Origin of the sequence: Vibrio sp. 10N.286.48.C11 (genome assembly GCF_041469805.1) — a bacterium.
Lineage (GTDB): Bacteria > Pseudomonadota > Gammaproteobacteria > Enterobacterales > Vibrionaceae > Vibrio > Vibrio crassostreae_C.
This window is the reverse complement of sequence record NZ_JBFRLK010000048.1, coordinates 22470-34739: the sequence shown is the minus strand read 5'-3', so window position 1 is coordinate 34739 and position 12270 is coordinate 22470. Positions and strand designations below refer to the sequence as shown.

The 12270-nt window shown below is 45.8% G+C and carries 11 protein-coding genes; 1 reads left to right on the top strand and 10 read right to left on the bottom strand.

Annotation, left to right across the window (positions count from 1 at the left end; translation table 11 throughout):
- The first annotated feature begins 77 nt into the window (after positions 1-77).
- Positions 78-2639 (top strand): DNA mismatch repair protein MutS, encoded by a 2562-nt coding sequence (gene mutS / locus AB4209_RS13535; RefSeq protein ID WP_017059026.1) that lies wholly within the window; start codon positions 78-80, stop codon positions 2637-2639.
- Between the two features lie 140 nt (positions 2640-2779).
- Here the strand turns inward: mutS and rpoS are convergent, their stop codons facing one another.
- The 10 genes from rpoS to AB4209_RS13485 all read right to left on the bottom strand — a co-directional run bounded on the left by rpoS (position 2780) and on the right by AB4209_RS13485 (position 12215).
- Positions 2780-3760, bottom strand: a complete 981-nt coding sequence (gene rpoS / locus AB4209_RS13530; RefSeq protein ID WP_017059027.1) for an RNA polymerase sigma factor RpoS — start codon at positions 3758-3760, stop codon at positions 2780-2782.
- Between the two features lie 98 nt (positions 3761-3858).
- Positions 3859-4773, bottom strand: a complete 915-nt coding sequence (nlpD, locus tag AB4209_RS13525; RefSeq protein WP_372056191.1) for a murein hydrolase activator NlpD — start codon at positions 4771-4773, stop codon at positions 3859-3861.
- Between the two features lie 34 nt (positions 4774-4807).
- Positions 4808-5434 (bottom strand): protein-L-isoaspartate(D-aspartate) O-methyltransferase, encoded by a 627-nt coding sequence (locus AB4209_RS13520; RefSeq protein WP_017059029.1) that lies wholly within the window; start codon positions 5432-5434, stop codon positions 4808-4810.
- Positions 5435-6178, bottom strand: a complete 744-nt coding sequence (gene surE, locus AB4209_RS13515; protein ID WP_017059030.1) for a 5'/3'-nucleotidase SurE — start codon at positions 6176-6178, stop codon at positions 5435-5437.
- An 81-nt stretch (positions 6179-6259) separates the two neighbouring features.
- Complete coding sequence (truD, locus tag AB4209_RS13510) at positions 6260-7306, bottom strand: tRNA pseudouridine(13) synthase TruD (protein ID WP_017059031.1); 1047 nt, start codon at positions 7304-7306, stop codon at positions 6260-6262.
- A gap of 22 nt (positions 7307-7328) precedes the next feature.
- Positions 7329-7808, bottom strand: coding sequence for a 2-C-methyl-D-erythritol 2,4-cyclodiphosphate synthase (gene ispF, locus AB4209_RS13505; RefSeq protein WP_017067356.1), 480 nt, complete (start codon positions 7806-7808; stop codon positions 7329-7331).
- A gap of 2 nt (positions 7809-7810) precedes the next feature.
- Entirely contained in the window at positions 7811-8512 is a 702-nt protein-coding gene (ispD, locus tag AB4209_RS13500; protein ID WP_372056189.1) for a 2-C-methyl-D-erythritol 4-phosphate cytidylyltransferase, read from the bottom strand.
- Positions 8512-8793 carry a cell division protein FtsB gene (gene ftsB, locus AB4209_RS13495; protein WP_010435786.1) on the bottom strand — a complete coding sequence of 94 codons (282 nt, stop codon included), beginning with the start codon at positions 8791-8793 and terminating at the stop codon, positions 8512-8514. The genes ispD and ftsB overlap by 1 nt, the downstream gene beginning before the upstream one ends.
- 401 nt (positions 8794-9194) lie before the next feature.
- Complete coding sequence (eno, locus tag AB4209_RS13490) at positions 9195-10493, bottom strand: phosphopyruvate hydratase (RefSeq protein ID WP_017059033.1); 1299 nt, start codon at positions 10491-10493, stop codon at positions 9195-9197.
- Between the two features lie 81 nt (positions 10494-10574).
- Complete coding sequence (locus AB4209_RS13485; RefSeq protein WP_017063214.1) at positions 10575-12215, bottom strand: CTP synthase; 1641 nt, start codon at positions 12213-12215, stop codon at positions 10575-10577.
- Positions 12216-12270 lie beyond the last annotated feature (55 nt).

Below are 12270 nucleotides of genomic sequence, written 5' to 3'. Positions count from 1 at the left end.
TTCGCATCAGCCGCTTTTCGCACGAAACGCTTTCACGTATCCTAAGCCGCAATAGAAATAAACGAAAGAAGTTAACTGTGAAAGCCGATCAAAAACATACTCCCATGATGCAGCAGTATCTAAAACTGAAAGCAGAAAACCCAGAAATTCTGCTGTTCTACCGCATGGGCGATTTCTACGAGCTTTTCTACGATGACGCTAAAAAAGCCTCTCAACTCCTCGATATTTCACTGACTAAGCGTGGCTCATCAAATGGTGAACCGATTCCGATGGCAGGTGTTCCATACCATGCGGTTGAAGGATACCTTGCAAAGTTAGTGCAACTTGGTGAGTCCGTAGCAATTTGTGAACAGATTGGTAATCCAGCTCTTTCAAAAGGCCCTGTTGAGCGCGCAGTAGTGCGTATCGTGACACCGGGTACCGTAACCGACGAAGCCTTGCTTTCTGAACGCGTTGATAACCTAATTGCAGCCATTTATCACCACAACGGTAAATTCGGTTATGCGACACTTGATATTACCTCTGGCCGATTCCAACTTTGCGAGCCAGAAACAGAAGAAGCGATGGCCGCTGAGCTACAAAGAACCTCTCCGCGTGAGCTGCTGTTCCCTGAAGATTTCGAACCCGTCGATTTAATGGCAAGCCGTAATGGCAACCGCCGCCGCCCTGTATGGGAATTTGAATTAGACACCGCTAAGCAGCAATTGAATAAGCAGTTTGGTACTCGCGATCTGGTTGGCTTTGGCGTAGAAAGCGCGAAACTGGGTCTATGTGCGGCTGGTTGTTTGATCCAATACGTGAAAGATACCCAACGTACTGCCCTCCCTCATATCCGTTCACTCACGATGGATAAACAAGATCACTCGGTGATCCTTGATGCTGCAACTCGTCGTAATTTGGAGATCACGCAAAATCTTGGGGGTGGTACTGATAACACCCTTGCCGAAGTACTTGATCACACTGCGACAGCAATGGGTAGCCGTATGCTTAAGCGTTGGTTACATCAACCAATGCGCAATATATCTGCACTCGATCAGCGCTTAGATGCAATTGGTGAAATGAAAGATTTGGCTCTATTCACAGAACTACAGCCAACCTTAAAACAGATTGGTGATATCGAACGTATTCTCGCTCGATTAGCACTTCGCTCTGCTCGCCCTCGCGATATGGCGCGTCTTCGTCAAGCAATGGAATATTTGCCAGAGCTTGCTGAAACACTGACGCAACTGAAGCACCCATACCTAACTCAACTTGCTCAATATGCTTCTCCTGTGGATGAGGTTTCTGAGCTGCTTGAACGTGCAATCAAAGAGAACCCACCGGTGGTTATCCGTGACGGTGGTGTGATTGCAGAAGGCTACAATGCCGAGTTAGACGAATGGCGCGACCTTGCAGCAGGCGCAACTGAATTTCTTGATAAGCTTGAGCAAGAAGAGCGTGAACGTCATGGCATCGACACGCTAAAAGTTGGCTACAACAACGTACATGGTTTCTTCATTCAAGTAAGCCGTGGGCAAAGCCATCTTGTGCCGCCACACTATGTTCGTCGTCAAACGCTGAAAAATGCTGAGCGTTACATCATTCCTGAGCTAAAAGAGCACGAAGACAAAGTACTTAACTCTAAGTCGAAAGCACTCGCTATCGAGAAACAGCTGTGGGAAGAGTTGTTTGACTTACTACTGCCGTATCTAGAGCGCCTACAAAATATCGCCTCTTCAGTATCTCAGCTTGATGTTCTACAGAACTTGGCTGAGCGTGCAGATACCCTTGATTACTGTCGTCCAACCATGACAGAGTCTGCTGGCGTACAAATTCAGGCCGGTCGTCACCCTGTTGTTGAACAAGTGATGGACGAACCTTTCATTGCTAACCCTATCGACCTGAATGATCAACGTAAGATGCTGATCATCACGGGTCCCAACATGGGTGGTAAATCGACCTACATGCGCCAAACGGCACTCATCGCATTGATGGCTCATATCGGTTGTTATGTTCCTGCAGAAAGCGCAACCATCGGCTCTATCGACCGTATCTTTACGCGTATTGGCGCATCCGATGATTTGGCTTCTGGCCGTTCAACCTTCATGGTTGAGATGACAGAAACCGCAAATATCCTGCACAATGCAACACCAAACAGCCTTGTGCTAATGGATGAAATCGGTCGTGGTACCAGTACTTACGATGGCCTGTCTCTGGCTTGGGCAAGTGCAGAGTGGCTAGCCAATCAAATCAATGCGATGACACTGTTTGCAACGCACTACTTTGAGCTAACTGAACTACCTAACCAACTTCCAACTTTAGCAAACGTACACTTAGATGCGGTTGAGCATGGTGATAGCATTGCCTTTATGCACGCAGTTCAAGAAGGTGCTGCAAGTAAATCTTATGGTCTAGCGGTTGCAGGTTTAGCTGGCGTACCGAAAGCAGTGATCAAGAATGCTCGTGCGAAGCTGACTCAGTTAGAAGCGTTAAGTATGGAGTCGCCAACATCGAAGCCAAGCGGTGTCGATATCGCAAACCAACTGAGCCTGATCCCAGAACCGAGTGAAGTAGAGCAAGCGCTAGCGAATGTTGATCCTGATGATCTAACTCCTCGCCAAGCATTAGAAGAACTTTACCGCTTGAAGAAGCTGCTTTAGTTTCTTACCAAATAGCTTGTTATGGCCGTACTGCTATTTTCATTAGACGGCATGAAATACCAAAGCCACAAACAAAAAAACGCTGACTTAAAGTCAGCGTTTTTATTTGTCTTCTATTTAGAGAAGCATCATCCGTTCAATTAGTCGTTTTCTACGTTGAACAGGTTTTCCATATTCAGACCTTGCTTGATAAGAATCTCACGTAGACGGCGAAGACCTTCAACTTGGATTTGACGAACACGTTCACGAGTCAGGCTAATTTCACGGCCTACTTCTTCTAGTGTTGACGGTTCGTAACCCAGTAGTCCAAAGCGACGTGCAAGCACTTCTTTCTGCTTAGGATTCAGTTCATCAAGCCAGAAAATCAACGAGTTCTTGATATCGCTATCTTGAGTTGAAACCTCAGGGTCTGAATTGTTGATGTCTGGAATAATATCCAACAGTGCTTTCTCACCGTCACCACCAATTGGCGTATCTACAGAGCTCACTCTTTCGTTTAGACGAAGCATCTTACTCACATCACCAACTGGCTTGTCTAGCTTAGAAGCAATTTCTTCCGCCGTTGGTTCATGATCAAGTTTTTGTGATAGCTCTCTTGCGGTACGCAGATAGATGTTCAGCTCTTTCACAACATGGATTGGCAAACGGATAGTGCGAGTCTGATTCATTAACGCACGTTCAATGGTTTGACGAATCCACCATGTCGCGTAAGTTGAGAAGCGGAAGCCACGCTCTGGATCAAACTTCTCTACGGCGCGAATTAAACCTAGGTTGCCTTCTTCGATTAGATCGAGAAGTGCAAGGCCGCGGTTGCTATAACGACGTGAAATTTTTACCACTAAACGCAGGTTACTTTCGATCATGCGTTTACGTGCTGCTTCATCACCGCGTAGAGCTCGACGTGCGTATAGCACTTCTTCTTCAGCGGTTAGTAGTGGTGAGAAACCGATTTCGCCTAAGTAGAGTTGAGTGGCATCTAAACTTTTAGACGTAACTTCAACTTCTTCTTTTGCTTCGGTTTTCTTAGTGACTGTTCGTTTTGCTTTTCCAAGAGCTTCCGGTTCCGTGGTTGCTTGGTCAAGATCGAACTCTTCTTTGGTTACTGCATTGCTTATACTCATAACGCCTCCCCCTGGCGAAATTAGCATGACATTACAACTTCATATGTCGCTAAATGACTATGTCACTCCATACAATACGTAATTTTTGCATATTGTATTTAAGGTAAATATCGTTTTGGATTAACGGATTTACCTTGGTAACGAATCTCAAAGTGCAACCTAACACTGCTGGCTCCAGAGCTTCCCATTGTTGCAATCTTCTGCCCTGGTTTCACACTTTGCCCTTCAGATACTAATAGTCGGTCGTTATGCGCGTATGCACTTAAGTAATTATCATTGTGCTTCACAATCACTAGATTGCCGTAGCCTCGTAGTGCATTACCCGAATAAACAACCGTTCCCCCTGCAGTAGATACTATTGGCTGACCTCGCTGTCCTGCTATGTCTATGCCTTTATTTCCTTGTTCGCCTACAGAGAAATTCTCGATTACTCTCCCTTTAGTTGGCCATAACCATTTGGATACTTTATCACTTGTTGGTTTGGTGGGCGGTGTAACATTCTGTTTACCTTTAGAACCAACATACTCCTTTGATTTGGATTGTTCAACCTTCTTTGGTGGATCTTTTTTCACCACTTTGGTGGTAGTTTGAGCTGGAGCCGGTTTAGAGTTTTTGCTCTTTTGTGGTGTGGTTTTCGGTTTACTTGCCGCAGATGACGTTGTGGATGCGGCGACAGGCGCAGCAACTGCTGCTGCCGCTACCGTTGACTTACCATACGCTGGCGCGTTGTAGCTAGGACGCCATAACTTAAGCTTCTGCCCTGGGTGGATAGTGTAAGGAGCAGACAACTTGTTATAACCGATGAGGTCTTTAACGTCTTTATTGGTGACATAAGCAATGAAGTAAAGGGTGTCGCCTTTTTTAACTTCATAGTAACTGCCACGATAACTACCACGATCAATCGATGAGTAATTCTTGTTTAGGTTTGAAACGGGCGCAGGCGAATTCGCTGCACACCCAACAAGGGCACAGCTAAGCAGTAAAGTACTTCCTTTTAACAACTTCGAACGCATCGACTCTCTATCCACCTACACCATTAGTCTTTTATTAAGCTAGCTCACCAGGAACAAGAGGTACAAATCTCACCATCTCGATAACACTCGATAAAAACTCATCGCCGTGTCGAACGATCTTCAATAGTTGCTGTTCGTCATCACCGACTGGAATCAGTAAACGACCGCCATCTTTCAGCTGTTGCAGAAGCGCTTGAGGAATCGACTCTGCAGCGGCGGTGACAATAATCGCATCAAAAGGGGCTTTTGAAGACCAACCTTGCCAACCATCACCGTGCTTAGTTGAGATATTGTAGAAATCGAGTTGCTTCAACCTACGCTTGGCATCCCATTGTAGCGACTTTATTCTTTCAACCGAATACACATGATCAACAAGTTGAGCCAATACCGCAGTTTGGTAACCAGAACCCGTTCCGATCTCCAAGACACGGCTATCTTGTTGTAATTCAAGTAGCTCTGTCATTTTAGCAACAATGTATGGCTGTGAGATTGTCTGACCCTGACCGATAGGCAGCGCATTATTATCATAGGCTTGGTGATACATCGCCTGTGATAAAAAGCTCTCTCTCGGCAGTTGGTAAATCGCATCAAGAACCTTTTGATCCTGAATACCATTTTCAATCAGGAAAGTAATTAAACGCTCAGCTTGCGGATTACTCACTTACTTCTCCCCTAACCATGTTGCCATCGCACCCAACGACTCATGCGCCGTCAGATCAACCTGCAACGGTGTTACCGACACAAAGCCATGCTCAATCGCGTAAAAATCGGTACCTTCACCGGCATCTTGCTCTTTACCCGGAGGGCCAAGCCAATAGATATCGTGACCACGCGGGTCTTTTTGCTTGATCATATCTTCAGCGTGATGACGAGCACCTAAGCGCGTCACCTGAGTACCAGACAATTGTTCTAAGGCTAAATCAGGAACGTTTACGTTCAACAAGCGGTTGGTCGGGATTGGGTTTGCTAAATGTTGTTCGACAATACGACGAGCAATCGCTGCCGCTGTCTTAAAATGTTTTTTTCCCACCAGAGAAAACGCTACCGATTGAACGCCTAGAAAATGCCCTTCCATTGCTGCAGCCACCGTGCCGGAATAAAGCACGTCATCACCCAGGTTAGCACCGTGATTAATGCCCGTTAATACCAGATCAGGCATGTCATTCTTTAGCAGTTCGTTTAACGCAAAATGCACACAGTCGGTCGGTGTTCCTTGTACCGAATAGGTATTTTCAGTAATCTCTTGAACACGCAGAGGCTGTTCTAAAGTTAATGAATTTGACGCACCCGAGCGATTACGGTCAGGGGCAACAATGATAACGTCAGCAAGATCACGTAGCTCATTTGCCAGCTCATGAATACCTTGAGCGTGCACACCATCATCATTGCTGAGTAAAATCTTCATCTTGTATCCTTTCTTTTGTTCCCATGCTAAGCCAAGTCACTTAAATTCCAATATCAAGTGACTCAGCTCCAAGCAGAATCGTTATTGCTCGTAGGTTCTCTCTACGTGTACTTCTTCAACCAATTCGCGAACGATCGCTGTTGCGAAACAACCCGCATCAAGAGAGAACTTAAGCGTGACATTATCTTCGTTCACTTCCCAAGTTAAGTCTGTTGGTTTCAGTGACGCTTCACGGCGATCATGACGCATACGGTTACCACGAATCAGAGCCATTAGATCCGGTTCAGCATCAAGGTGTTTCTGTTCTAGAGCTTGAGACTCATCAATCGTTGGTAAGGCATTATCGCCAGCCAAAGCAACAGTTATCAAAGCAGAACCGTTCGCAATGTCTTGGTTTACAGCTTCAATGTTGTCTGCTGTTACTGCCAGTTGAGCACCGTCTTTCACCACGATATCGCCAACCAATGCTGATGCAAACGCATCTTGCTCAATACGGTCTGAAAGGATCAGGTTGTAAATCCACGAACGAGCAGCAGAAAGGTACAAGCTGCGCTTATTCTGGTTACGAGTACGAACGTTATCGCGGCCCCAACGACGAGCTTCAGATAGGTTGTTACCTTCATTGCCAAAACGCTGAGCACCAAAGTAGTTTGGCACGCCCACTTGAGCGACTTTTTCCAAACGCTTGACCACATCATCGCAATCCGTTACTTCAGACAAGGTCAACTCAAATTGGTTGCCAACTAAATCGCCTGGACGTAACTTTTTGTTGTGTCGCGCTGTCGCTAAGATTTCAATGCTTGGGTATTGTGCTAAGAACCCTGAAAAGTCAGGCTCACCTTTCGGTAGGTGAACGCTCAACCACTGTTCTGTCACAGCGTGGCGGTCTTTCAAACCCGCCCAGCTCACGTCTTTCGACTTAACACCGCAAGCTTTAGCCAGCTCGTTTGCTACGAAGCTCGTGTTTTCACCAGTTTTACGAATACGAACCATTAGGTGCTCGCCTTCACCAGCAAACTCAAAACCCAAGTCTTCATTAACGACAAAGTGTTCGGCTTTTGCTTTTAGTTTTGCTTTCGCAGTTGGTTTACCGTTTAGATAAGCCAATGAAGATAAAATATCTGACATGCTGTTCTTTTCGTGTTGGTGCTTACGCACTTTTGGTAATTAGGACCACCGCTTCACATGCGATGCCCTCTTTGCGACCTGTAAAACCTAAACGCTCTGTGGTCGTCGCTTTTACATTCACATTACTGATGCTGGTTTCTAAGTCTTGTGCAATAGCTTGGCACATAGAGTCTATATGAGGCGCCATTTTTGGTGCTTGCGCCATGATAGTAATATCGGCATTACCAATCACGTAGCCTTGCTCTTTTACTCGACGATAAACATCTTTCAGTAGCTCACGGCTATCCGCACCTTTCCATTCGTCATCGGTATCAGGGAAATGACGACCAATATCACCCGCAGCAATCGCACCCAATAGAGCGTCACATAACGCATGTAGGGCAACATCACCGTCTGAGTGTGCAATAAGACCTTGTTCATAAGGGACGCTCACGCCACCAATAATTACCGGGCCTTCACCACCAAACTTATGTACATCAAAGCCATGGCCAATACGAATCATCATTATTCCTTATTCTGACTTAAATAGAACTCAGCGAGCGCTAAATCTTCTGGCTGAGTAATCTTAAAATTATCTGAACGCCCAGCCACTAAAGCGGGCGATAAACCTTTCCATTCAAAGGCTGAGGCTTCATCAGTAATTGAAGCGCCTTGTTGCAACGCCTCACTTAATGCCTTCCACAGAGGCTTTGCTCTGAACATTTGCGGCGTAAGTGCATGCCATAAATCGGCTCGTTCAACGGTATGCTCAATCTGCCCTTGGGCACCTCGCTTCATCGTGTCACGAACGGGCGCGGCCAAAATAGCCCCGACATCGTGGTTCATCGCGCCTGAAATCAACTTATCGATGTCACCCAACTGGACACAAGGTCTTGCCGCATCGTGCACCATTACCCACTCACCGAGCTGTTGCTCTGCAATGTAATCTAAAGCAGAGAGTACGGAGTCCGCTCTTTCGCTTCCACCCGACACTCTGATCACTTGTGGGTTCTGATTTAGAGCAAGCTCTGGGTAGTATGGGTCATCATCGCTAATCGCGACGATAATTTGAGAGACTTGTGGATGAGACAATAATTTATCTACGGTGTGCTCTAAAATCGTTGAGCCGTTAATCTTGAGATATTGCTTAGGGCGGTCTGCCTTCATTCGGCTACCGACGCCCGCCGCAGGTACAACGGCAATCACGCTTTGAAGTTGAGTCGACATTAATGGGATTCCTCACCAATGATGCGATAAAACGTTTCACCTTCTTTGACCATTCCAAGTTCATGACGTGCGCGTTCTTCTATCGCGTCTAAGCCTTGGCGTAGATCGTCAATTTCAGCAAACATTTCTGCATTTCGAATATGCAGCTTTTCATTTACTTGCTGTTGAACTTGGATTTCGTTGTTCACACCGTAGTAATCAGAGATACCATTTTTACCGAGCCACAGTGTGTGTTGTAGCCAGCCAAACACTATGAGCAGTACTAAAGCAAAAATTCGCATAACACCTTTCGCCGGTTGAAAAAGAAGGAACTAGAATAAGGCACATATATACCATAATGAGCTTATTGGTGCGAGATATGTGGTGTCAGGGAATCAATAAGTCGGGGAGTCATTGTCAGGAAAACAATGAGATTCCCTACTCCTTCCTTCGTCAGTCTAGGGAATGACGAACTTTATATGTGACAAGGAGGAGCTTTAGAGCCTAGAGCTTCTTTCATTCAGTTTTCTACAGACAAAAAAATGCCCCGCATAAGCGAGGCATTCAAAAGTATTAGTGCATAATTCTAACTAGTTGGTGCTGTAGCAAGGCAACAAAGAAGATTCAGCTATGGAGCATAGTTTCCTATGTGACTTAGTGAATCTTCTGCAGTTAACGCAGCTACAGTGCCAAATAGGACGAATTATTGACCTTTAACTTCTTTAAGACCGTTGTAAGGAGCTTTAGAACCTAGAGCTTCTTCGATACGGATAAGTTGGTTGTACTTAGCAACACGGTCAGAACGGCTCATAGAACCAGTTTTGATTTGACCTGCAGCTGTACCTACCGCTAGATCAGCGATAGTTGCATCTTCAGTTTCGCCAGAACGGTGAGAGATTACTGCAGTGTAGCCAGCGTCTTTAGCCATCTTGATAGCAGCTAGAGTCTCTGTTAGAGAACCGATTTGGTTGAACTTGATAAGGATAGAGTTAGCTACGCCTTTCTCGATACCTTCAGCAAGAATCTTAGTGTTTGTAACGAACAGATCGTCACCAACGATTTGAAGCTTGTCGCCTAGAAGTTCAGTTTGGTGCTTGAAGCCATCCCAATCTGACTCGTCAAGACCGTCTTCGATAGAAACGATTGGGAAGTTGTTCGCTAGCTCAGCTAGGTAGTGGTTGAACTCTTCAGAAGTGAAAGTTTTACCTTCGCCCTTCATGTTGTAGATGCCAGCTTCTTTGTCGAAGAACTCAGATGCTGCACAGTCCATAGCAAGAGTAACGTCTTTACCTAGTTCGTAACCAGCAGCTGCAACAGCTTCTGCGATAACTTCTAGAGCTTCAGCGTTAGACTTAAGGTTAGGAGCGAAACCACCTTCATCACCAACTGCAGTGCTGTAGCCTTTAGACTTAAGAACTTTAGCTAGGTTGTGGAATACTTCAGCGCCGATACGTAGACCTTCTTTAAGAGTTTTAGCGCCAACTGGTTGGATCATGAACTCTTGGATGTCAACGTTGTTATCTGCGTGCTCACCACCGTTGATGATGTTCATCATTGGTAGAGGCATAGAGAACTGACCAGCAGTACCGTTTAGCTCAGCGATGTGCTCGTATAGAGGCATGCCTTTCGCAGCAGCAGCAGCTTTTGCGTTAGCTAGAGATACAGCTAGGATAGCGTTCGCGCCGAACTTAGACTTGTTATCAGTACCGTCTAGGTCAAGCATGATTTGGTCAACGTCAGCTTGTGCTTTAGCGTCAGTACCAACTAGAGCTTCAGCGATTGGGCCGTTTACAGCTTCAATAGCTTTAAGAACACCTTTACCTAGGAAACGTGATTTGTCGCCGTCACGTAGCTCAAGAGCTTCGCGAGAACCAGTAGATGCGCCAGATGGAGCAGCAGCCATACCTACGAAACCGCCTTCTAGGTGTACTTCAGCTTCTACAGTTGGGTTACCACGTGAATCGATGATTTCACGACCTAGAACTTTAACGATCTTAGACATTGAATGTTTCCTTCTCGTTGAATATATAAATGTCAAATTTAAAGGTAGCAGCACAACTTACGCAGCTACCTGTATTCCTTTTTACTTCTCTAACTCGCCGCGCTGGAACTCACCAGCCGCTTTAACGAAACCTGCAAACAATGGGTGACCATCGCGAGGTGTTGAAGTGAACTCTGGGTGGAATTGAGCAGCAACGAACCATGGGTGGTTCGGGTTCTCAATAACTTCAACCAGTTTCTTGTCCGCAGATAGACCCGATACTTTTAGGCCCGCTTTTTCGATTTGTGGACGAAGATTGTTGTTCACTTCGTAACGGTGACGGTGACGTTCATGGATCGTCGCGCTACCGTATAATTCGTAAGCTTTCGTCCCTTTCGCTAGGTGACAAAGCTGTGAACCAAGACGCATTGTGCCGCCAAGGTCAGATGTTTCTGTACGCTCTTCAACTTTACCTTCGCCATCAGTCCACTCAGTGATAAGACCAACAACTGGGTACTTAGTTTCAGTACAGAATTCAGAAGAGTGTGCCCCTTCCATTTTCGCAACGTTACGAGCGTACTCGATAAGTGCTACTTGCATACCTAGACAGATACCTAAGTACGGTACTTTGTTTTCACGAGCGTATTGAGCAGCAAGAATCTTACCTTCAACACCACGGTCACCAAAGCCACCAGGAACTAGGATTGCATCTAGGCCTTCTAAAACTTCTACGCCACGAGACTCAACGTCTTGTGAATCTACGTATTTAATATTAACGCTTAGGCGATTTTTCAAGCCCGCGTGTTTTAGCGCTTCATTTACTGATTTGTATGCGTCTGGTAGTTCAATGTACTTACCAACCATACCAATCGTCACTTCACCCGTTGGGTTAGCTTCTTCGTAAATTACTTGTTCCCATTCAGACAGGTCTGCTTCTGGAGCTGTGATGCCGAAACGCTTACATACAAGTTCATCAGTACCTTGAGCTTTAATAAGCTGAGGGATCTTGTAGATAGAGTCAACATCGCGCATAGAAATAACTGCATTTTCTTGCACATTACAGAACAGAGCAATTTTCTTACGCTCGTTCGAAGGAATGTTGCGGTCTGAACGACAAACTAGGATGTCTGGCTGAATACCAATAGACAGTAGCTCTTTTACAGAGTGTTGCGTTGGCTTAGTTTTCACTTCGCCCGCAGCTGCTAGGTATGGCACTAGAGTAAGGTGCATGAACATTGCGCGTTCACGGCCTAGTTCTACTGCTAGCTGACGAATCGCTTCCATGAATGGTAGAGATTCGATATCACCAACCGTACCACCAACTTCAACGATCGCGATATCGTGGCCAGCTGCGCCAGAAATAACACGCTCTTTGATAGAGTTAGTGATGTGTGGGATAACCTGAATTGTTGCACCTAGGTAATCACCGCGACGCTCTTTTGCTAGTACGTCTGAGTAAACACGACCTGCAGTGAAGTTGTTACGCTTAGTCATCTTGGTGCGAATGAATCGCTCATAGTGACCAAGGTCAAGGTCTGTTTCAGCGCCATCTTCCGTAACGAACACTTCACCGTGCTGAGTCGGGCTCATAGTGCCTGGATCAACGTTGATGTAAGGGTCAAGCTTCATCATGGTCACTTTAAGACCACGAGCTTCTAAAATAGCTGCAAGAGATGCTGCAGCAATACCTTTACCTAGAGAGGATACAACCCCGCCAGTAACAAAAATGTAATTTGTCGTCATGTTTAACCTGAAATTGGTTGAATGAGGGAAATGGACTACTTCTGGACGGGATGAA

What these genes read in the sequence shown, in the direction of transcription:
- surE (WP_017059030.1), bottom strand. Translation starts at nt 6,178, where the DNA reads ATGAAGATTTTACTCAGCAATGATGATGGTGTGCACGCTCAAGGTATT.
- nlpD (WP_372056191.1), bottom strand. Translation starts at nt 4,773, where the DNA reads ATGCGTTCGAAGTTGTTAAAAGGAAGTACTTTACTGCTTAGCTGTGCC.
- truD (WP_017059031.1), bottom strand. Translation starts at nt 7,306, where the DNA reads ATGTCAGATATTTTATCTTCATTGGCTTATCTAAACGGTAAACCAACT.
- eno (WP_017059033.1), bottom strand. Translation starts at nt 10,493, where the DNA reads ATGTCTAAGATCGTTAAAGTTCTAGGTCGTGAAATCATCGATTCACGT.
- ispF (WP_017067356.1), bottom strand. Translation starts at nt 7,808, where the DNA reads ATGATTCGTATTGGCCATGGCTTTGATGTACATAAGTTTGGTGGTGAA.
- ftsB (WP_010435786.1), bottom strand. Translation starts at nt 8,793, where the DNA reads ATGCGAATTTTTGCTTTAGTACTGCTCATAGTGTTTGGCTGGCTACAA.
- AB4209_RS13485 (WP_017063214.1), bottom strand. Translation starts at nt 12,215, where the DNA reads ATGACGACAAATTACATTTTTGTTACTGGCGGGGTTGTATCCTCTCTA.
- rpoS (WP_017059027.1), bottom strand. Translation starts at nt 3,760, where the DNA reads ATGAGTATAAGCAATGCAGTAACCAAAGAAGAGTTCGATCTTGACCAA.
- ispD (WP_372056189.1), bottom strand. Translation starts at nt 8,512, where the DNA reads ATGTCGACTCAACTTCAAAGCGTGATTGCCGTTGTACCTGCGGCGGGC.